The 20365-nt window shown below is 58.0% G+C and carries 18 protein-coding genes and 1 pseudogene; 7 read left to right on the top strand and 12 right to left on the bottom strand.

Annotated elements, in window-relative coordinates:
• Positions 1-94: 94 nt before the first annotated feature.
• The 7 genes from ACR0D9_RS19345 to ACR0D9_RS19315 form a co-directional block, all read right to left on the bottom strand.
• Positions 95-1747: a recombinase family protein gene (locus tag ACR0D9_RS19345; RefSeq protein WP_480488942.1), complete on the bottom strand. Its 1653-nt coding sequence runs from the start codon at positions 1745-1747 to the stop codon at positions 95-97.
• The gene (locus ACR0D9_RS19340; RefSeq protein ID WP_480539903.1) at positions 1744-2508 is read right to left on the bottom strand and encodes a tyrosine-type recombinase/integrase; all 765 of its coding nucleotides are present in this window, start codon (positions 2506-2508) and stop codon (positions 1744-1746) included. Before ACR0D9_RS19340 ends, ACR0D9_RS19345 begins: the two co-directional genes overlap by 4 nt.
• Before the next feature lie 275 nt (positions 2509-2783).
• On the bottom strand, positions 2784-4484 hold the full coding sequence (locus tag ACR0D9_RS19335; RefSeq protein WP_480539901.1) for a hypothetical protein: 1701 nt from the start codon (positions 4482-4484) through the stop codon (positions 2784-2786).
• A 166-nt stretch (positions 4485-4650) separates the two neighbouring features.
• Positions 4651-4857, bottom strand: a complete 207-nt coding sequence (locus ACR0D9_RS19330; protein WP_480539899.1) for a helix-turn-helix domain-containing protein — start codon at positions 4855-4857, stop codon at positions 4651-4653.
• Positions 4858-5037: 180 nt separating this feature from the next.
• The gene (locus ACR0D9_RS19325; RefSeq protein ID WP_480539897.1) at positions 5038-5673 is read right to left on the bottom strand and encodes a hypothetical protein; all 636 of its coding nucleotides are present in this window, start codon (positions 5671-5673) and stop codon (positions 5038-5040) included.
• 30 nt (positions 5674-5703) lie between these two features.
• Positions 5704-5871 carry a hypothetical protein gene (locus ACR0D9_RS19320; protein WP_480539895.1) on the bottom strand — a complete coding sequence of 56 codons (168 nt, stop codon included), beginning with the start codon at positions 5869-5871 and terminating at the stop codon, positions 5704-5706.
• Positions 5872-6419: 548 nt separating this feature from the next.
• On the bottom strand, positions 6420-7427 hold the full coding sequence (locus tag ACR0D9_RS19315; RefSeq protein WP_480484745.1) for a helix-turn-helix transcriptional regulator: 1008 nt from the start codon (positions 7425-7427) through the stop codon (positions 6420-6422).
• 87 nt (positions 7428-7514) lie between these two features.
• Here ACR0D9_RS19315 and ACR0D9_RS19310 point away from each other — a divergent pair, with 87 nt between their 5' ends.
• The 3 genes from ACR0D9_RS19310 to ACR0D9_RS19300 are packed head-to-tail and all read left to right on the top strand — an operon-like array spanning position 7515 to position 11373.
• A complete protein-coding gene (locus ACR0D9_RS19310) occupies positions 7515-8582 on the top strand; it encodes a DUF1214 domain-containing protein (protein WP_480484744.1) in 1068 nt (355 codons plus the stop codon).
• 15 nt (positions 8583-8597) lie between these two features.
• Positions 8598-9599: a DUF1214 domain-containing protein gene (locus ACR0D9_RS19305; RefSeq protein ID WP_480484743.1), complete on the top strand. Its 1002-nt coding sequence runs from the start codon at positions 8598-8600 to the stop codon at positions 9597-9599.
• A gap of 55 nt (positions 9600-9654) precedes the next feature.
• Complete coding sequence (locus ACR0D9_RS19300) at positions 9655-11373, top strand: alkaline phosphatase family protein (RefSeq protein ID WP_480539893.1); 1719 nt, start codon at positions 9655-9657, stop codon at positions 11371-11373.
• A 304-nt stretch (positions 11374-11677) separates the two neighbouring features.
• On the opposite strand, the pseudogene ACR0D9_RS19295 reads toward ACR0D9_RS19300, so the two are convergent.
• From ACR0D9_RS19295 to ACR0D9_RS19285, 3 genes and pseudogenes are all read right to left on the bottom strand, one after another.
• Positions 11678-12698: pseudogene (locus tag ACR0D9_RS19295) on the bottom strand (IS110 family RNA-guided transposase).
• Positions 12699-13077: 379 nt separating this feature from the next.
• On the bottom strand, positions 13078-13323 hold the full coding sequence (locus tag ACR0D9_RS19290) for a hypothetical protein (protein ID WP_480484741.1): 246 nt from the start codon (positions 13321-13323) through the stop codon (positions 13078-13080).
• A 381-nt stretch (positions 13324-13704) separates the two neighbouring features.
• Positions 13705-14163 (bottom strand): hypothetical protein, encoded by a 459-nt coding sequence (locus ACR0D9_RS19285; protein WP_480484740.1) that lies wholly within the window; start codon positions 14161-14163, stop codon positions 13705-13707.
• A 980-nt stretch (positions 14164-15143) separates the two neighbouring features.
• On the opposite strand from ACR0D9_RS19285, the gene ACR0D9_RS19280 reads away from it, so the two are divergent.
• The 3 genes from ACR0D9_RS19280 to ACR0D9_RS19270 all read left to right on the top strand — a co-directional run bounded on the left by ACR0D9_RS19280 (position 15144) and on the right by ACR0D9_RS19270 (position 17093).
• On the top strand, positions 15144-15539 hold the full coding sequence (locus ACR0D9_RS19280; protein ID WP_480484739.1) for a GFA family protein: 396 nt from the start codon (positions 15144-15146) through the stop codon (positions 15537-15539).
• A 358-nt stretch (positions 15540-15897) separates the two neighbouring features.
• Positions 15898-16101, top strand: a complete 204-nt coding sequence (locus ACR0D9_RS19275) for a hypothetical protein (RefSeq protein ID WP_480484738.1) — start codon at positions 15898-15900, stop codon at positions 16099-16101.
• Between the two features lie 32 nt (positions 16102-16133).
• A complete protein-coding gene (locus ACR0D9_RS19270) occupies positions 16134-17093 on the top strand; it encodes an IS5 family transposase (RefSeq protein ID WP_480539891.1) in 960 nt (319 codons plus the stop codon).
• A gap of 53 nt (positions 17094-17146) precedes the next feature.
• Here ACR0D9_RS19270 and ACR0D9_RS19265 read toward each other — a convergent pair whose 3' ends face one another.
• A complete protein-coding gene (locus tag ACR0D9_RS19265) occupies positions 17147-18133 on the bottom strand; it encodes a YeiH family protein (RefSeq protein WP_480539889.1) in 987 nt (328 codons plus the stop codon).
• Between the two features lie 79 nt (positions 18134-18212).
• On the bottom strand, positions 18213-19229 hold the full coding sequence (gene cuyA, locus ACR0D9_RS19260) for a D-cysteate sulfo-lyase (protein ID WP_480488909.1): 1017 nt from the start codon (positions 19227-19229) through the stop codon (positions 18213-18215).
• A gap of 121 nt (positions 19230-19350) precedes the next feature.
• On the opposite strand from cuyA, the gene ACR0D9_RS19255 reads away from it, so the two are divergent.
• The gene (locus tag ACR0D9_RS19255; protein ID WP_480539887.1) at positions 19351-20247 is read left to right on the top strand and encodes a LysR family transcriptional regulator; all 897 of its coding nucleotides are present in this window, start codon (positions 19351-19353) and stop codon (positions 20245-20247) included.
• Positions 20248-20365 lie beyond the last annotated feature (118 nt).

The following is a 20365-nucleotide window of genomic DNA, read 5'->3' as shown; positions in this document are numbered from 1 at the left end:
GGGTGGCGGTCGTCAATAATAAATAAACAATTCCAATAAGATAGGGTGAGTCAGCGTTTTGGGGCGTAGTTGGTGCAGGTGGGTGTAAGCTATCTCATAACCTGAAGGTCGCAGGTTCAAATCCTGCTCCCGCAACCACTTCGGTCGAACAGAGTCTCGAACAAGCCGCCTCAGGGCGGCTTTGTTCATTCTGGGCCAACCCAATCATCGCTGCCAGGACACCCTCCAGTTCGATCTGGACGCCATCCCGTTCATGTTTGATCGTAACACGTTCAATCAGGCCCCGGATAATCTCCAAGGCCCCGGTGCGGATCGACGGATCCGATAGCGCCTGTGCCAGATCTGCGACCTTGGAGCGATAAAGTTCCGACAGATTTGGGTGCAGTCGCACCGGTGAAGGCTTTGGTCCGGAGAGCTTGGCATCCAGATTGGCGATCTGCGCTTCGAGTTCTTCGAGCCGCGTTTGAAGGCCGGGGGTACGAATGCCCTCCGCGATTGCATCATAGAACCCATTCAATTTGCGTACGGTTTTGTCCCGCTCGGATTGTAGACGGGTCCGGGCTTCCTCTACTGTGCCTGCTTCTGCGTTGGCGGCCTCGCTGAAGGATTTGATAAAAGCGGCAACTGCGTCGGGCTGCATCAGGCGACGACGAAGCAAATCCAGAACGGCGTCTTCCAGAACGTTGCGGCGAATGGATTGCTTATGGGAACAAGTACCGAGTTTGCGAGCGGCAGAGCAGGCGAGGTAGTCGCGCCCGACAGTGGCGAGTGGCCCTCCGCAGGTGCCGCAGAATGCAAGACCTGTCAGAAGGTGCTTCTTGCGACGCTTCTCCCAAAACTTGGTTTCCTTGATGGCTTTGACACGGGGATCAGCCTCGATCTCGCCTTGCCGCTGCTTGACCGCCTCCCAAAGTTCATCCCCGACGATCCGCAACTCAGGGACCTTCGCGATGATCCATTTGGACGGATCGTTGAGACGGGAAACACGTCTGCCGGTCTTTGGGTCCTTGATGTAGCGCAGCCGGTTCCAAACCAGGCGGCCGATATAAAGCTCATTGTTGAGAAGGCCCGTCCCACGCACTCGGTGCCCTCGAATGGCGGTGTCACGCCATAACTTGCCACGGGGACCGGGGACACCCTCGGCGTTCAGGCGGCGCGCAATGGCTTTTGGTGAGAGTCCTTCGGTGAAGTCATGTAATACCCGCCGGATAATCTCAGCTTCCGCCGCGTTGATCATTCGTTCTCCCGTGACGGGTTGGCCATCGGACCCAAGACGCCGGACGACGTCATAGCCGTAGCTGTTTCCGCCGCCGGAGCGCCCAAGCTCGACCCTTCCGCGCAGGCCACGCCGCGTTTTGTCGGCCAGGTCTTTTAGGAACAGTTGGTTCATGGTGCCCTTGAGACCTACGCGCAGTTCGCTGATCTCACCTTCGGCCAGTGTCACGATGCCAACACCTGCAAAGTTCAGACGTTTGAAATTCGCGGCGATGTCTGCCTGATCCCGGCTCAACCGGTCCAGCGCTTCCGCCAAAATCAGATCAACCCGTCCTTCCTGAGTGGCATGGAACAGCTCTTGTAGACCGGGGCGCAACATGGAGGCGCCGGAGACCGCACGATCAGAATAGGCGTCAGCAACAGTCCAACCTTCCCGCTCAGCACGTTCCCGGCACAGTCGCATTTGGTCATCGATGGATGCGTCTCTCTGCATTTGGCTGGAGAAACGGGCATAGATTGCAACTCGGGTCATCGCCGGACCTTTCTCTTCTGGTTGATCAAAGCCGCGTAGTCGCGGCCCGCTTCAATTGTCTGGGCGTGGATGTAGTGGCGCTCAGCCGTTCGGAAGCTCGCATGAGCCAATATTGGTCGGATCAGCTTCGCGTGTTCCGGAGAGGAGCGCGCCAATGTCGTTGCGGCGGCATCCCGGAAGAAATGCGGTGGGATGCGGCGCCCCGTCAGCTTAAGCGTTTGATCAGCAATTCGGGGGCCTAGCGCGTCTTCCTTCAAAGGAGTGCCAGACCGGCCAACCCACAGGACATTGTGATGTTGTTGGCCACGCTCCATAAAAAAAGGACGGGCTTCGTTGACATAACGGCGTAAGAGCGGCTCAACGCTCTGGGAAACATCAGCTTCCCAGGGATGCCCTGACTTGGTGAGATCCCCGGGGAGCGCGACGGTCATCGTGTCTGCTGCGACATACAGGGATGTGCCAATCCGAAGGCCCGCGAAGGCGCGTCGCCGCATCGGCATCAGGGCCAACATCGCTATCATGGTGCCATCCCGCAGGCACATCATACTGCTTAGCGGTGTTGACGCAGCTTCTGCATGACCCGTCGCCAGAGACAGCCCTGCACGGAATAGAACCTCGCTGGACAGCACACGCCCAAGTTTACGATCCCGATCACCTCGACCCGCGGCGCGCTTCAATCCCGCTTTTAACTTCCGCTGAGCGGACCAGTCCTGCGTCGGGTCAGCCACGGAGAGGATACGCATCACGCCATCAATGAACATCAACCGGGTCATCGGCCGGGTGTGTGAGAGGTCCCGAAGCCAAGCGGAAAGGCGCGGGAGGGTCCCGCGTCGAGCCGGAGGCAGGGCTATTGAGTCCACATCACTAGTGAGCAGCCATTGCAGCCATCGGGCATAGCGAAGTTCCAGCGTCTTTAATGAGGTTGCGCGCAGATGAGCGAGGGCGCCGCAATCGTCGAGCGGTCCGGCCGCCTTCTGAAGCCTGTCCCACATATCCCGGTCGGACGCGGGCCAATTGGCGATAGGCAGAACCAGGCTCACTTGCGGCACCCTTTCTTCGCGTCTATCAGGTCCGCGAATGCACGTGTTGCCGAACGTGCCTCAAGACCGGAATACATGTTGATGGTGTGGCTGACTTCCGAATGCCCGAGCAACCGACGTGCAACCTCGTAGCCGCCGGGATTGGCGTCGAGCCAGTTCATCACCGCGAAATGCCGAAACAGGTGGGCGTTCATCTCCAACCCCGTTTCTTTCCGGATCCGTTTGGAGATGCGCCCAGACAGAACGCCGGGATCAACAGAATGTTGACCATCCCTGCGGGGAAACAGCCAAGGCGTTCCAGCGGGGCAGAGTTCCGGACAGCGAGATTTGAGATGAACGTCGATCATGCGCAATACATCACGCGGGATCTCGAACTCGACAGGTCGCTCATTTTTGGTCTCGCCGCCTTCCAGAACCAGGTAGGCTCGGCCATCGCCGGGACGGTGCAGGTGGCGTTCCAGGTGGATGTCAGCCAGGTTCTTCACGCGAACCGGGCAGACCAGAAGGATGGCGATGGCGAGCGCATCTTCGCGTGCCAAAGCCCAGCCATACGGCCTGGACTTGCCGCGTAGTCGCGCGAAAATCCGTTCAGGCAGAAGCAGCAGGCGCTGCTGATGCCGGTCCTCCTGCAACACCCGCAGCCGGCTTCGGTTTTTTTGGGTCATGCCATTCTGAGGTTTGACGGCCAGGCGCGCGGCAAGTCCAGACAGCGCGTCCCGGGTGTCATCGGGTGCATTGAGTATCCGCGCCAAGTTGCGGAGCAGCGCGGCAATCTCGCTGATCATCTTTGTGGTCTGGTTGTTGGTGCGCGATAACATCTGGCGCAAACCCCGTTCAGCCATCGTCGGATTGATCAGGACGTCCAATCCGCCAATCTCCGCGATCGGGATACCAGAGTGAACGAGTTCGGAGGCAAACCGAACCAACTGTCTTTGGTATTGGGACAGGGTCGCGGGTCGGAGTGCTCTGTTCTGACCGTCATCTGCCAAGGGGTCCGGATTGGACAGACGATGTATCAGCTTTGAAAGAGCAGTTTGGAATGGCGCTGGAAACGCGGTCGCCGGAAAAGTGACGACTTTCTGGCGCGTTTCCAGAGGCAAGTTGATCTTGGGCCATTCCGCAATACGTCGGGCCGCCAGGTTCCAGCCGTTGACAGCGGCACGATGTGCAACATCAGGAGATTTGCTGATCTCGTTATGCTCAAGCGCTACTCGATAGGCCTGAGCATGCTCTTTGCACACATTGGCAGGTTTGACGCCTTGCCGGTTCAGAAAATGCACGAAGCGGCAGAGCGCGGGTTGCAATGTTTTGTCGCCCGACGCCAGAACAGCTGCCCAGAGCGCGTGCCAATCGGGAGACAGATCGTCGATCCGGTTGAAGCGGCGTTCCACCAGCCCGAAATGCGCGAGCGCAGCCCGTGCATCACTGACCGCATTTTGCCAGCTCTTTGGAGTCAGACCAAGCGAAGCCGGTGCAACTTTAGTCAAACGGGGCTGCAACCAGCGGCTATCGCAAGGCACATCCTCAGGAGGCAATCCAAGGGCTTTGGCCACGCGGCGCAGACCGGAGATCATGTCGCGGCGGCGTCCGTCCGACAGAGAGCTATCGGAGCGCAGTTGGTCGATAAGCTCGGCGAACATCGGTGTGTCGGCTTTGACGAAGGCTAATGTCAATGGAACGGGGCTCTGGCTAGTCATCGGGATTACGTTCCTTTGGACATGTCAGGTCTCGGGTGGACGGGTGTGGACAGGATGTCCGATTCGGGAAAAGCGTAGCACAGAAAGTTCGCAACTTACGGGGATGCCCTCTTCCCGAAATGCACATAACGCACTGACAATAATGGACATTAATGATCGCGATTGCCTACCAGAAGTGCGCCTGCCGGTAAGCAGCATGTGCTGCCGGATCAATTCGAATGAGGCGTCCACCGGGGCCCACTCGGATAACCTCAAGCAGGCCTGCCGCAATCGCACGGCGCACCGTCTTCTCCGAGCAATTGTCCAGTTCAGCGACGTCTTTCACCGTCAGAAGCTTGCGGGGTCGGCTCTTCTTGGCATTGATCTGTGGCATCCTGATGCGCCTCCTGCTGGTCCGAGGCGTTCCGGCCCAGTTCCCTTACTGTCTGGGCAGCCAACAATCGGACCAACTGGTCAATCGCTGTCTCAACCTGCCGGTGCGCGTGGTTGTCTGAAGGGGGTATGGCAAGAACGCGTGTCATGCCATGACCATGACAACGCAGGCTTGCTCATTCTAAGTGTATTGATTGCCTGTTTCCGGCGGGCCCCAACGCTCTTTCTCTTCGCGCTCAAGCCTGTCGCGAAAATCGTCTATATCCACGCGGATCGTCTCACCGCTCAGGATTTGCCCCGGTTCGGTGATCATCTTCACGACAGCCTGGATAAAGTTGACGAGCGGACCTTGCCGTTGTCCTCCGGGGCGCCCGTCTGAGTATGTTGTATAGGTCAGAGGGCGACCGGCATCTTTCCAGATGTAACAGCAGCTCTCGACGATGTACTGACGGCGTTTGTCGCGCGAGAACCGCTTGTCTCGTGGCGACATCTCTGCAACCGCGCCGGGTGTCTCGATGATGCGTCGAATGTCATCCACCACGTCCTGAGAAAGCGTTTTTGCGGTCTCAAGCTTTTGGAGGAATTGCGGCAAAAGTTCTGCGTCTTCCGGGAGCGACGCGAAATAGGTCGAAAGCGTGCCCAATGCGTTCCGGAGTTCTTGGGGACCAATGGCGTCCCGCTTGGCTTCCCGCAATAGCTTTTTGAGGTATTTTTGACCTCGTTCAATCGCCTGTGAACGACTGACCTCGGTCAGATTGATCGCGATGTCGTCATCGTTGTTGAGGCAGTCACCGAGCATTACGGATAGGTCGCGCACGAGCGTTGTCGGGAGGTCAAACTGTTCGCTCTAGCTCTCGATCATGTCCTCGGAAAGCGCGCCGCGTTCCCCATAGCTTCCGAGTTTCCAGGACATCGAGCATTTGATTCCATCCATGTGCGGATAGACCGAATAGTCACCTTCAATATCTGCAACGTCTTGGTTGCCCTTCAGATCGCTGTCCGCGTTAGCGCTCATGTTGTTCTCCGTTTGCCACATTCTAGGGTCTGGCCGCGGGTCCAAAAGCTTACGTGCATCAAGGCAGTACCGATTGCTGAGGAAGCTTGCCGGTTGAAGCAAGTCGACCCCTCCAAAAGTTGCACATAAACAATAGAACAGGAAGGGAACAGCTTGTGCTCCAGCTAATGCTTGATCGTCCAAGGCGGTTTTAACGCTATTTCGGTAGCAGACTGCACACCGCACTGTAGTGGATACATGGCCTGCCGAGTGACCGGTCGCTTTGCAGTTAGAATGGTTCTCAGCCATCAGCGACGTTTCATTTTGCATTCGCCTCCCACGGTGGGAAATCCGGCCCTTTGCGGCCCTTCTCCCCGCTTGCAGTCTCCGCAGTGCGGCGTCGTCGGACCTGCCATTCGCTGCGGCCGCACATTCTCAAGAACGGCAAATGCCGGCAGAGCGGACGAAGCGCAGGTCTGGGAAATTCAAAATTTTTTGGCAGACTTCAGGACGCCTTGGGTTTCCAGAAAATCCATCGTGTATATGCGAATGTGATCAGCGGCAACGACTCAAGTGTTTGTGTTTCGGTTTCCCCGGAAGCTCTTTGGTGAGGAGCCGGTCCACTCCCTGAACGCACGGCGAAAGCTTCTCGGCTCTTTGTATCCCAGCATTTCGGCGATCCGTTCGACCGGAATGTCCGATTTCTGAAGCATTTCGCGCGCCTGCTCCTCGATGAGCATGGAGCGGATTGTCCTGTATGCCGTCCCTTCCGCCCTAAGGGCCCTCTGAAGTGACCTGGGGCCGATCGCAAGATGGGCCGCAACTTTGCTCTCGGAAAGCACACTTGTCGGAAGATGAGCGCGCATGATTTGCAAAACCGCGCCTTCAATGGACTGAACCGGCTCAACCCCCATGAGCGCACCCAGGTCCCCCAATGTAATAGTCTTCCGAGACTGCAAGGGGTGCGGGTTTCGCGTGTCAAGGTCGCAAAGCCGAAGCGCGACGGACGGTGACTGGGCTCCCGTCCTAACAGGTGCGCCGAACAGATCTGCAAGCTTTGACTTGTCGTCACCATTGCCATCGGGAAGTTCAAACCAATCGGGCTGCCAGTCCGTGCCGAGGAAATGCCTGACCACCTTGGAAATAACGAACAGCGCCCCTTCGTCGAGGTGTCGGTGGCCGACGACCGAGAAGCCTTTCGAGTCTCGTCCGACGACAACGTGCGTGTCAGTCTGTCGGATCACGATTTCAGAGCCAGGATGCGTCAGCGACAGCGCGCGTCGCCCGCGGTCAAGCGCAGATCGCAGATCCGGTGCGCCCAGCACGTAGTTCGCATAAGCTCCGTAAGCCAAGTAGTCGAAGGCCCAGCCAACCCTGGCACCCAGATGGCGATCGCTTATCATGCGGGCGACGGACTCCAGAATGACGGCCTCAGCAGCGTAGGAAACAAACCCGGTTCCTTCTGACAGCATCTTACGGTCGAGACCAGCCGTTCGGAGCGCACTCTCGACGACGTGTTTCGGGACGAAGCTGTCAAGAATGTCCACGACGTGCGCCAGTTCGATGATGTTGACCAACTTCTGTCTCATAGCGTCTCTTTGTCACAAAATGACCGGTCGCACTATGATAAAACGCCAGGAAAACGAAGACTTGAGGGGCGACTCATGAAAGGTAAACAGTTGGCAAACCGCATATTTTTGTTTCTTGCATTCCTGGCCGCGATCGTCTCTGGTCCCGCTCATGCCCAAAACTTCGACACCACAGTGGACCAACTTGCCGACAGCAGGGAAATCCCAGTCACGGTAGACAACTTTATCCGTGCCGCGACAGATATCGAGTTCGGCAAATATGTTGCCCTCGCTGGAGGGGTAAACAAGTTCTACCACTTCCGCGAAATGATGCCCGTCCATGCTCAGACCACCATCAGCGCGAACCGGGACACTCTCTATAGCGCCGCGATCATCAATATCAGCAAGGGCGCGACGGTCACCCTTCCGGATGTCGGCGACCGCTACATGTCGGCGATGGTCATCAACCAGGACCACTACCTGAACAAGGTCTTGCACGGTGGCGGCGCCTATACACTCGATATGGACACGTTTGACACGCCATATGTCGCCGTCTATCTGCGCGTCCTGCTGGATGCGACCGATTCCGCGGACCTGGCCGCCGTGCACGCAATCCAGGACCAGATGTCGATCGACGCTGCCTCGTCCAAACCTTTCATCGTCCCGCCCTATGATGAAGAGGGCTATTTAGGGCTCGTAAGGGCCGCCGTCGGTGTCGGCGCCTACCTTCCGGACAGTTTCCACATGTTCGGCAAGAAGGAGGATGTCGATCCAGTGCGGCATTTCATTGGGACGGCCGGTGGCTGGGGTGGGTTGCCCGAGGATGAGGCACTTTATCTCGGAATCTCGCCGAACCTGCCGGTCGGGAAATACAAGATCGAAGTGCCGGCCGACGTGCCCGTCAAGGATTTCTGGTCGGTCAGCCTCTATGATGCAAACCGTTATTTCGCGCCGAACGCGATGGACGCCTATGTCATCAACTCCGTCAGCGGGACGTACAATGAGGACGGCTCGATGACCGTGCATCTGGGCGGCTGCGAGGACGGGCGCGTGAATTGCCTGCCGCTTGTCGAGGGGTGGCAATACACCGTGCGGCTCTATCGTGCAGCGCCGGAAGTGCTGGATGGAAGCTGGGTCTTCCCGGGTGTCGAGCCCGCGAACTGACAGAAAGGACAGAAAATGAAACACCTTCTCCTTGCCGCTGCCCTCTACGCACCCGCACCAGTTCTCGCCGAAGATATCACGATCCGGAACCTCATGCGCGCCGAGAGCGATACGATGTTCCGGCTCACTATGAAGAACAACGGAACAGGTGTCGGCGAGATCGCCCATGAGCGCGAGGTAACCTCCGCCGACAAGCCGCAGCCGGTCATCCGGCCCAACCAGGACACCTTGTATTCGTCCGCCCTCATCGATCTGTCCCAGCCGGTGACGGTGACGCTGCCGGAGGGCGACGGACGGTTCCAGTCGGTGCTGGTGATCAGCCAGGACCACTACAACTTTGCCTATGCCGAACCCGGTGCATACGAGCTGACCGAGGACGAGGTCGGGACCCGCTTCGCGATGCTCCTGTTCCGCACCTTCATCGACGCGGGCGATCCCGACGATACGGCGCGCGCCCATGCGGTGCAGGACGGAATTCGCCTCGAAGGCGGCGGAACCGGCCCCTTCGAGGCTCCGAACTGGGATCTTGACACCCTTGCCGCTGCGCGGAAGGCGGTCAGTGACCTCGCCGCTGCCGTCGGCCTTGATGCCAGCATCGCCTTTGGCCGCCGCGACGAGGTGGACCCGCTGGGCCATCTGATCGGAATGGCGGGCTGGGCGGGGCAGCCGGCCACGACGGCCAGCGCCTTTGTCGACGCCGTCGATAGGAATGACGGCGCGACCCCCCATGCCGTGACGCTGCAAGACGTTCCGGTGGACGCGTTCTGGTCGATCACCGTCTACGACGCTGACGGCTTCCTCGCGCCAAACGATTTGGGGCGGAACAGCTATAACAACACCTCGGCCACCCCGAATAAGGATGGTTCCTTCACCATCCATTTCGGTGGCTGCGAGGATGGCCGGATCAACTGCATCCCTCTTACGCCGGGCTGGAACTACACGGTCCGGCTATACCAGCCACGCGCCGAAATCCTCGATGGCAGCTGGACCTTCCCGGATGTCCTGCCCCTAAACTGATGACGCGACGGCCCGCGCACCGCGTGGGCCGATCGACGAGAGGAAGGAGCCTTCGATGTTGAAAAAGCCACCTGTCCAAACGGCCAGTTGCGCCGTCTTCCTGGCGTTTTCCTTGGCGAACGGTGCATTAGCCGAGGATAAGCCGCGCCTCATCCTCCAGATCACTGTGGATCAGCTGCGGGGCGACCTGCCTTTCCGCCACTACGACCAATTTGGCTCGGGCGGATTCCGCTATCTGATGGATCAGGGCGTCTACTACGACAACGCCCACCACGCCCACGCCAATACTGAAACCGTCGTCGGCCATACCACGCTGGCCACCGGCGCGCATCCGTCGGCCCATGGCATGGTAGGCAACCTCTGGTACGACCGCGCCACGGGGCGCACTATCTACAATGTCGAGGACGCCGACTATCCACTCCTCACTCGGGGCGCGGACGTGAACCCCGACACCGAGGTCGACCCCACCCAGCTTGCCGCCAGTTCCGATGGCCGTTCGCCCCGCGCCATCCTGACCACCACCTTTTCCGACGAGCTGTCCATCGCCACCCAGGGCCGCGCCAAGGTCTTTGGCGTCTCGGTCAAGGATCGTGGTGCCGTCTCGATGGCGGGCCACACCGGCAAGGCGTTCTGGTTCTCCAAATCCGCCGGGGAATTCGTCACCTCCAGCTATTATTACGACAGCTACCCGGATTGGGTGACCGATTGGAACGCTAAGGATTTCCTGCAAAACTATCTCGGCACCTCGTGGCAGCTGACCCATCCCATCGATAGCTATCTTTTTGGCGATCGCGACGATCAGGATTGGGAAACCGATCTTGCCGGGTTCGGGCGCACCTTCCCGCACCCCTATTCGACCGTCGATCCGCTTTCGTGGAAGAACGATCCCTATTTCCCCACGCTGCTCACCTTCAGCCCTGCCGGGGACGAGATCACCGCCGATTTCGCCAAGACCCTGATCACAGCCGAGGGCCTGGGGCAGGATGATGTCACCGATTACCTCTCCGTCAGCTTCTCGGCGACCGATTACATTGGCCACGGCTTCGGCCCCTCCAGCCTCGAGGCCGAGGAAAACCTGCTCCGGCTCGACCGCACCCTGACCGATCTCTTCGCCTTTATCGACGCCGAGATCGGGCTCGAGAACACCCTGATCGCGCTGTCCGCCGATCACGGCACGCCCGAGGCGCCGGGATACCTGGCCGAGCTGGGAGAGATGGGCGGCTACGTCAACCCCGAGCACTGGGCGACCCAGCCCGCCGCCGATCGCATCCGCGCGCGCTTTGGCCTTAGCGATCCGCTGATAGCCGGCTATGACCACCCCTACCTCACCCTCTCGGAAGAGGTGCACAGTCGCGACGACTTCGACCTTGTCGCGCTGGAAACCGCCATCGCCGAAGAACTGTCGACCTTCGAAGGTATCGCCTTCGCTGTGCCTTCGTCCCGCATTCGTACGGGCGCCCTGCCCGACAATGCGCTGATGCGCGCCGTGGCCAACAACTACAACCCCGACCGCTCGGGCGACATCTATCTGGTGGCCAGCCCCGGCTGGTTCATCAACGATTTCGACGGTCTCTCGGTCACAGTCACCCACGGCTCGCCCTGGCGTTATGACACCCACGTGCCCATAGCTTTTGCCGGTTTCAGCCTCGCGCCACAGCGGGTCTCGCGTCGAGTGCATACAGTCGATCTGGCGCTGACGCTTGCCGCGGTCGCAGATACGCGCCCACCCGACGGCGGCGCAGGAGAAGTGTTGGGGGAAGTCGTCGGGTACTAGGCGCCTCGCGGTAATGCAAAGCGGAGACAGTAACTGGGTCGGATTGAACGTCCTCTGTGGGTGGCTCCTGCATTGCAAGAGTTTTTTAGCGATTTTCGCGGTCGTTTCGTCAGTACTGTCGTCTGTCCGGCCTGTTTGTGTTTTGGCATTGCCTCCACTGGCCCTGATGAATTCCGCGAGCGAGGTTCCAATCGGCTTATCGACCTCAGAGGGCCGCTGCCATTCCCGGAGTGTCCTTGCTCTTGGTTGACTTACTTCCGCATCATCACTTCAACGTCTTGCATCTCGTGGGCAGCCTGCGCGGTCAGAACGCTGGCTGCCGGTATTCCTGTTTCTTTGTCAGCATTGCCCAGATTGAACGCGCTGCCTTGTTTGCCATCGCGACTGTTGCCAGCCGAAACGGTTTGTCGGCAATGATCTTGGCTGTCCAGAGATCGACTTTCTCTGGCGACCGTTTTGCCATGACCGCGCGCGATGTCATACCCACAACCAGCAGCTTTCGAATGTAGCGATCCCCTTGCTTGGTGATCTTGCCCAGTTTCTCTTTGCCGCCGCTCGACTTGTTGAGCGGGGTGAGGCCCAGCCAGGCGGCCAGATCTCGTCCTGTTCGGAACTGATGCGCATCGCCGATAGTGGCGACAATCGCTGAAGCCGTGATCGGCCCGATCCCCGGCATGCGCATCAACCTGCGCGCATCTGCGTTCAACAGGGCATGTTGCTCGATCATCTTGGAGTATCCGTCGATGCGCTCGTTCAGGCCGATGAACTGATAGCACTGAATGCCGAGCATGCCGGTCGCGATCTCCGGCATGTCCGGGTGATCCCCAGCCAAGTGACGCTTCGCAAAAGCCGTCACCGCTTCGATCCCAATGGGCAGAATATGGCCGAACTCGCGCAGCAGGCTGCGGATCATATTGGCCAGCTGGGTGCGGCTGCCGGACGGCCAGGTCGCGCGTGCGATGGATCGAGAGGATAGCTTGCTGGTCCTCCGTCTTGATCTCGACGAAGCGCATGGTCGGGCGTCGAACTGCCTCGCATATTGCTTCCGCATCAACCGCGTCGTTCTTGCCTCGCTTCACATACGGTTTGACGTAACCAGCGGGAATGAGCTTCACATCATGGCCGAGCGTGCGCAGCTGACGGCCCCAATGATGGGATGAACCGCAGGCATCCATGCCTACGACGCAGGGCGGAAGCGTCTCAAAAAAGGCCAGTAGCTTCGCGCGCTTGATCGGCTTGTTGAAAATAACCCGGCCGCTCTCAGAAATGCCGTGCACTTGAAAAACGTCCTTGGCCAAATCGAGGCCGACGGTCTTTACTGTCATTGGGTGGCTCCTTTCCTAGCAGTCGTTGATAACTGCACTTTGGCACATTCGATGCCGGTGGAGCAGGAGCCACCCACCTCATCCGCTTCCAGCTTTTCGCGCTGACAGGTTCGCGGTAGCAGAGATGGACCGCTTTCCGGTTTTAAAGCGGGCAAAGGCGATGCTATGCTGTGTGAAGCAAGGCATTTGGGTTTGTCGGTGGTGTGGGGATGACCTGCCCGACTATCGCAGGACTGATGCGCGGTATTGCTCTGAGGGGTGTAGAAAACGGTCAGCGAGGGCACGCAGGAAAGTCAGGAAAAGAACTCAGGAAGTGTAAAGATCCACTGGATATCTGGTTTGGTTTCGGCACTAGCCACACTAAGATTACCTAAGGTTTCTACTCATTCCCCATGAAGCCCAACGCGCCTTCGTTGTTCAAAACCTCAATTGCTGTATCAAGGGCCGCTTGGTCCGAATTGAACTTGTCGTCCCAGACATAACTGGCGTCTTCATGGTCCACCACTTCCAACGTCCATTTGTCCTGGTTGTCCAAGCGGTAAATTTCGATTTCAAACCGATACCCGTCTAAAAGCACAGCCTTGCACCTGTCTGACATCACCAGCTTCGGTTCATCTACATTCATGTCCGTGCCATCCTGACTATAAGCTCTGTGGTTTGGCGGACTTGCGACAGCCTGTGGGTTTCCGTCCGTTTCCAGAATATGCTGTAACACCGCATGCCCGACAATTCCAAGCGCACAGAGTTTCCTTGTCCTGCGCGGTTTCTCTCTTCCAGCGGCACGAGACTTTCTCTTTGTTTGCCCCGAATACGCGGAGCATCAATCGCAAGGTCAAATACAGTAGGATGACGCCCAGAAGTATTCCGGCGATGAGCCAAAAATCCGGGCCGCTACTCTGCACTGAAATAGATTTCAAACCGCCTCCAATAGGACCCTAACAACCAGCCAGATTTTCCCATGACTTGGCCGGTATCGATAATGCGTCACCCCCAAACTCGTACCCCTTTAGTGAATGGAAACAACCTTACATTTACTCAGTCCGAAGCGGCGTGTGAGCTTCGCTGCCTTCAGCGCTTTTACCAAGCGGGCGCTAAAAAACAGGCTCCAGTACAAGCGCGGATCAACCCACAAATCGGGTCCCTCCAAGGCTATACCTGAAACAACAATGTCGAAGTCTTTGGGTTTCATGCCCCGCTTCATCCAAGTATCTGGTTTATTCCCCATAGGTTTGACCATATTCGACCGATCCGGAACAAACGCCGTTTTTTGTTCACCAAGGGCGAGTGTAAAATACTCGCCTTCAACTGGTGTCACACGGTCGTGTTGGCAAACGTTCAAAGGATAGATTTTCGTTTTTCCCAGTTCTGCTTCGCGAAGTACATTCGCTACCGCGCGAGATACGACTGGACCATATGGCCCATTGAAAATTTCGGGCAGCGCCTGAAGCTTTTTGTTCGGATACATTCCAAAAACTAATTTAGGAAAGGCTTCACGGGATTGAACGATCCAGCCCTGTTTTTGTTGTCTACTGCACCAGCAGTCGGCAAGTTGCTTAAAGCCTGCTCGGAGGTAATGGGCTTCATCAACGTTGTGTCATACATGACCTGGCTAAACCAGACGCCTTCATTCTCTTCCACTAATCACCCATTCACAAAAATCGCAAACCGGATCAAAAGATAGTATTTAAACAAATCAAAGGACAACGAGTATGTCCGGCGGTGGTGGTACGACGCGCCGAACTCGTACCCCCTCATTGAAATCATAATCCCCATCAAGACGCGCCGCTCCGCACTGATATTTGCGGAGAGTGTTCAAATTGCGTTCATGAGATGAAAAGTGCGTTGGCGCTCCGGCACTCGGAAAGTGCAGTTCAATACTCTGGCGGTTCGATGAAGTACTCGTGGGGCGACGCGCCGAACTCAACAACCCCCCCAAATCCAGATGGAAAAACTGGAACGCTCTAAAATCAACACGCGCCATCCACGGATAGAGGATCGCATTGTGGCGAAATTGTGTCCACATCTCGTTTTGAAACTCACTGTTCGCCTTTAGGAAACAAACTTTTTCGGTGAAGTTTGCAATGTTACGGGAATCCCCCAATTTCGGGCTTTGCTTGAGTTGGATAGATTGGGATCAGAATAACCACTTACCCCCTCGTGACGAAGATAGGGGCTGGCCTCGACCCCCTCAGCCAGCCCTTATTCCTTTTCTGGCCACCCCGGCAGATTTTTTGGAGCAGGAACGTCATTCCGAACCAGCCAGTCACGCATCTCCGCCCAGTGGTCCTGTGACCCAGCTGTGTATCGCCGTGAATGTAAATCGGCTAACTGCTGTTCAAGGGAAGGCCACAAGTGCAGCTTGACCCAAGCGGCGATCCGCGCCTGGGCCAAAGCACTTGAGTCGGTCGTCATGATGCCGTCAGTGCCGAGAGCGGAGATTGATACATGCTGAAAGGAACTTGCCACTGCGGCGAAGTTGGCTGGACTCTCGATGCTGTGCCAAAGTCGGTCACGGCCTGCAATTGCACAATCTGTCGGCGTTACGGTGCCCTTTGGGCCTACGGGCACATTGGCTATGACATTCAAACTACCGGGAAAACAAGTACATATCTGCGTCGCGATAGCGGGGATATCCATTTCCACTTCTGCGCCAATTGCGGGTGTGTGACGCACTACGTTGCGTATTTCTCGGACGAAAACGGCCGCAAACTGTCCGCGGTTAATGTTCGAATGTCTGATCCTTCACCAATCAGTGAGATTCCAATCCGTCACTTCGAGGGGCACGACAGCTTTCGAGAACTTCCTCGTGACAGCCGAACTGTAAAGGACATGTGGTTTTGACGTGCTTCCAGGCAGCGGACTTTGGAGCGACTGCTGCGAAGGCCCTTTTCGTCGTCGTCCCGCAGGGCGGATGATATGCAAATCGTTCGCCGCGGCGAGAGTGAGAAGTCAGTTCCGTTGACCTGAATGCTCCACCCTTTGGGCTTTTCATTCATCCGTGCCGACATCAGAGGCAACGCAGTATTAGCTGTCGCACGGCGAGATGATACATCGGGGACGACCCATTGCTGACCGTCACCATTCCTAACAGATGCTGCAGTGCGCCCACCAAAGCGGATGAGGTGGGTGGCTCCTGCTCCACCGGCATCGAATGTGCCAAAGTGCAGTTATCAACGACTGCTAGGAAAGGAGCCACCCAATGACAGTAAAGACCGTCGGCCTCGATTTGGCCAAGGACGTTTTTCAAGTGCACGGCATTTCTGAGAGCGGCCGGGTTATTTTCAACAAGCCGATCAAGCGCGCGAAGCTACTGGCCTTTTTTGAGACGCTTCCGCCCTGCGTCGTAGGCATGGATGCCTGCGGTTCATCCGACCGTGTTGCACGGATCGTTTCATCGGCGTAGCCAGTTGCTTGATTTGATGACGGGATGGCGGGATGCCTTTCAAGCACAACGCGACGCGGCGGGACAAGTTTGAGAAGGCCAAGTACCGGGTCACGAACTGGCCTGAGTACAACGAGGCGCTTCGCCAGCGCGGTGATGTTACGGTCTGGTTCAGCGAGGATGCGGTATCCGGGTGGTGCGCCCCAAGGTCGGGGAAACGTGGTGGTCAGCGGCAGTATTCTGACCTGGTGATTGAGACCTGCCTGACCCTGCGCGCCGTCTTCGGCCTGCCGCTTCGGCAAACGCAAGGGTTTGTACGAAGCCTACTACGGCTCATGCAGATCGACGTTCCCGTTTCGGATTTTTCCACGCTCTGCCGGCGCGCACAATTGCTTCGGATCACACCGAACACCCGGCCCACGAACGGCCCAGTGACGCTGATCGTAGACAGCACAGGGCTTCGCGTTCACAGCGGTCGAGACTGGATGCAGAAGAAACACGGGTTACCGAAGGCCCGTAAAACATGGTGCAAACTGCACATCGGCTTCGTTCCCGAGAGCGCGGAGCTTTTGGCCTCCTGCCTGACAACCGAGCACATCGGAGACGCCGGCGCACTGCCCGAATTGCTGGCTGATGTGGCAGGTCCTGTTCATCGTATCATCGGCGACGGCGCCTATGATGGTGCGCCGACCACAGCGACGATCCGGCAGGCGTTGGGATCGGATGTCGAACTGATCGTACCGCCGCCGAAGAATGCCGTCCCAGGTGATTGCAAAACACGCAACGCCCATATCGACATGATCGCCAAGGGAGGTCGTATGGCCTGGAAGAAGGCCACTGGCTATGGCCAAAGATCACGCGGCGAGGCCCAGATCGGGCGCTACAAACAGGTCATCGGACCGGAGCTGCGCAGTCGCAAAATGGAGAGTCAGACAACCGAAACCAAGATCGCTGTCAAAGCTCTCAACCGCATGACCCATCTCGGTCGTGCGACCTATGAACGTGTCGCATAACGAACCGGGGAAAGGGGCAAATGCGGCCCAGCCGCTATTCGTGCAACACAGTCTTAAAAGCCAAAGCCCATGACAAATGCCACGGCAATCGCAAGAAGGAAGAGGGTTTTGACGACAAGAATAAGGCCATAGCTGGGCTTGACGCGCAGAATGGTGGCAAGGCTGGTTTTCACCCCAAGGGCAGAAATCGCGATGACCAGACACCAGCCGGACAGGGTGGCGATTGCATCGGTGATCACCTGCGGCACCAGCCCGGTATTTGTCAAAATCGCCAGCGCGACAAACATGACAAGGAACCACGGCAGGATGATCTTCTGGGATTGTGCGCCGCGAAAGCTCGCCATGACCACAATCATCACCACCGGCAACAAGGCCACGCGCACCATCTTGACGAAGGTCGCAATCACCCCCGCCTCGTCACTGATCGAATATCCGGCACCAACAACCTGGGCCACATCGTGAATGGTCGCCCCGATCAGAAATCCGCTTTCCAGATCGCTCATCCCCAGGGCCGCAAACAAGACCGGATAGGCAATCATTGCGATGGTCGACAGGGCGGTGACGCCGATCACAACAAACAGCGTATCCTGTTCGCGGTCATCTTTCGCGGGCAGAACCGAGGTGATGGCAAGGGCGGCCGAGGCCCCGCAGATCGCCACAGACCCGCCCGCCAACAGGCCAAAGGCCAGTTTGCGACCGAAGAGAAAGGTCAGGATTGCCCCGCAGGCCAGTGTTGCCATGACAAAGCCGACAACCGCGCCCACCGCGCCCAGCCCGACACTTTCCACATCCCCAATGCTTAGATGCAGGCCCAACAGGCCGACCCCGAATCGCAACAGCGTTTTGGCGGAAAACTCCAGCCCCGGGGTGAATTTCTGATCGTCATAAAGAAAGTGGAACGCCATGCCGATCAGCAGTGCAAACAGCATCGCAGGCGCGCCGTAATGTTCGGACAGAAAGGTCGCGGCGGCGGCAATCACGCACACCAGAAGAATGCCACCAAAGTGGGTGTCCCAGCGGGACCTGATCAGCGACACCATGGTTCGCTCCTGACTGCGGGAATGTGAAATTGGCGCGCGCAGCCTGTGTCAGGCCGCACACACCTGGTACTGTCTGGCGTCAGCCGACCCAGCGATTGCTGTGATCAAAGGCCGCGTCGTAACCAAAGAGCGCGACCGACCCGCCAGTGTGCAGGAAGACGACACATTCGCCTTTCTTGAAGTGACCTTTGCGGATCAGATCAATGAAACCCGCGGCCCCCTTGGCGGAATAGACCGGGTCGAGAAGGATCGATTCCAGCTCGGCAAACATCTGGATCGCCTCGATGCCGCTGTCGGTCGGGATGCCATAACCTTCGCCGACGTAATCGGTGTTGGCGACCACATCTTCGCGCTGCACGACACCGGCACAGCCCAGCTTTTCGGCGGTGGCACAGGCGAGGTTATAGACGTTTTCTTCCTGTTTCGGTTTGGGCGCACGTACGCCGATGCCCAGAAGAGGAATCTGTGCGTTCATTGCTTTCAAACCCACAATCAGACCGGCCTGCGTGCCTGCGCTGCCGGTGGCGTGAACGATGTGGTCGAGCTTCAACCCGCGATCATTGGCTTGCGCCAGCATCTCAAACGCGCAGTTCACATAGCCCAGCGCACCGGTCGGGTTCGACCCGCCCCCGGGGATGGTGTACACTTTTTTGCCATCTGCGCGCAGCTTGTCGGCAGCCGCTTCCATCTCGGCATTCATGTCCAGACCACCGGGGCGCTTTTCGGTGGTGGCGCCATGCAGATGGTCCAGCAGAACATTGCCGTTGTAATTGTAGTTGTGGTTGGTGGAGCCGGTGCGATCCTCCAAAAGGATGTGGCACTCCATGCCCAGTTTCGCCGCAAAAGCAGCCGTTTGGCGCGCGTGGTTTGATTGGGTTGCCCCCTGGGTCATCACCATCTCTGCGCCCTGCAACTCGGCCTCGGCCATCAGGAATTCCAGCTTGCGGGTCTTGTTGCCGCCGGTGGACAGGCCGGTGCAATCGTCACGTTTGATCCAGATCTCCGGGCCGCCGAGCTCTGCGGTCAGACGGTCCAGGCGCTCAAGCGGGGTGGGCAGGTGGGCGATGAAGCGGCGTGGGTAACGGGAGAGATGCATCGGAAAACTCCTAAATTGGTTTTCTCGCATTTTATGGAGGTCATTCCCACTATTCTAATTCGAAATATGCGCTATAAAATGCACATCTTGCATAATATCAGTGTGCCGCTATGGTGACATCATGCAGTTGGATTGGATTGATGACATCCTAGCGGTGATCGACACGGGGTCCCTGACACGGGCGGCAGAGCGGCGGTTTCTGACCCAATCGGCGTTCACGCGGCGCGTGCGATTGATCGAAGAGCGCATCGGTGCACCCCTGTTTGACCGGTCCTGCAAGCCGGTCACCATCCTGCCCGGCGTGCAGGCGACGGAACCAGAACTGCGAGAGCTTGGCGCGCGGCTGCGTCGCCTGCAACACGACTTGAAAGCGGCCGCAGAGGGCGCAAAGCGGGATGTGACTTTTGTGTGCCAGCACGCCATCACCACCACAATCTCGCCGTGGGTGGTGCGGCAACTGACCCAATCGCAGGACATTTCCGTGCGGGTGCGATCCGGAAATCGGGACAATTGCCTGATGCTGCTTTTGTCCGGCGAGGCCGATTTCGCAATGACATATGAACGCCCGGAGGCCCCCGGCCCTGCGGTGCCACAGGCGTTTGAAATGCGTCGGCTGGGCGGCGATACATTGGTGCCGGTGGCGTCACCCGATCTTGCGCTCCACGTTGATGACCCCGAGATCCCGTTCATCTCATATCCCCCAGATGTTTTCCTGGGGCGCCTGTTCAGCCAAAGCATTCTGCCCCTGTTGCCCGAAGGCGTGATGCTGTCCCCAAAGGCGGAAACTGCACTGACGCTTGCCGCCTGTGAATACGCGCTGGATGGCATTGGGGTGGCGTGGTTGCCGCTGACCCTGGTCAAGCGGCATTTAACCGAAGGGCGGCTGCGGCGGTTACATGACCTGCCGCATCAGGATCTGGGCATCATGCTGATCCGCCTCTCTGATCAACAGGGCGAGGGGACCGTGCAAATCTGGTCTGATCTGACAAATATTCCCGAACCGTCCGTGGGACTATAGCGCGTTCCAGACCTGCTCGCCGGTTTTGTCCAGACGCTCAAGCGAGCAGAACAAGGACAGGGTCAGCGTGGCCGGCCAATTTTCCCCGCCAACCTGTGTCATTAACGGGGATCAACTT

This window comes from Ruegeria sp. AK11 (genome assembly GCF_056541095.1).
This window is presented reverse-complemented; position numbering and strand designations above follow the sequence as displayed.

Bases quoted from the DNA above. Each gene is read 5' to 3' on its own strand.
- ACR0D9_RS19345 (WP_480488942.1), bottom strand. From the start codon at position 1,747: ATGACCCGAGTTGCAATCTATGCCCGTTTCTCCAGCCAAATGCAGAGA.
- ACR0D9_RS19340 (WP_480539903.1), bottom strand. From the start codon at position 2,508: ATGTTCATTGATGGCGTGATGCGTATCCTCTCCGTGGCTGACCCGACG.
- ACR0D9_RS19335 (WP_480539901.1), bottom strand. From the start codon at position 4,484: ATGACTAGCCAGAGCCCCGTTCCATTGACATTAGCCTTCGTCAAAGCC.
- ACR0D9_RS19330 (WP_480539899.1), bottom strand. From the start codon at position 4,857: ATGCCACAGATCAATGCCAAGAAGAGCCGACCCCGCAAGCTTCTGACG.
- ACR0D9_RS19320 (WP_480539895.1), bottom strand. From the start codon at position 5,871: ATGAGCGCTAACGCGGACAGCGATCTGAAGGGCAACCAAGACGTTGCA.
- ACR0D9_RS19310 (WP_480484744.1), top strand. From the start codon at position 7,515: ATGAAAGGTAAACAGTTGGCAAACCGCATATTTTTGTTTCTTGCATTC.
- ACR0D9_RS19305 (WP_480484743.1), top strand. From the start codon at position 8,598: ATGAAACACCTTCTCCTTGCCGCTGCCCTCTACGCACCCGCACCAGTT.
- ACR0D9_RS19300 (WP_480539893.1), top strand. From the start codon at position 9,655: ATGTTGAAAAAGCCACCTGTCCAAACGGCCAGTTGCGCCGTCTTCCTG.
- ACR0D9_RS19290 (WP_480484741.1), bottom strand. From the start codon at position 13,323: ATGAATGTAGATGAACCGAAGCTGGTGATGTCAGACAGGTGCAAGGCT.
- ACR0D9_RS19285 (WP_480484740.1), bottom strand. From the start codon at position 14,163: ATGTATCCGAACAAAAAGCTTCAGGCGCTGCCCGAAATTTTCAATGGG.
- ACR0D9_RS19280 (WP_480484739.1), top strand. From the start codon at position 15,144: ATGCTGAAAGGAACTTGCCACTGCGGCGAAGTTGGCTGGACTCTCGAT.
- ACR0D9_RS19275 (WP_480484738.1), top strand. From the start codon at position 15,898: ATGACAGTAAAGACCGTCGGCCTCGATTTGGCCAAGGACGTTTTTCAA.
- ACR0D9_RS19270 (WP_480539891.1), top strand. From the start codon at position 16,134: ATGCCTTTCAAGCACAACGCGACGCGGCGGGACAAGTTTGAGAAGGCC.
- ACR0D9_RS19265 (WP_480539889.1), bottom strand. From the start codon at position 18,133: ATGGTGTCGCTGATCAGGTCCCGCTGGGACACCCACTTTGGTGGCATT.
- cuyA (WP_480488909.1), bottom strand. From the start codon at position 19,229: ATGCATCTCTCCCGTTACCCACGCCGCTTCATCGCCCACCTGCCCACC.
- ACR0D9_RS19255 (WP_480539887.1), top strand. From the start codon at position 19,351: ATGCAGTTGGATTGGATTGATGACATCCTAGCGGTGATCGACACGGGG.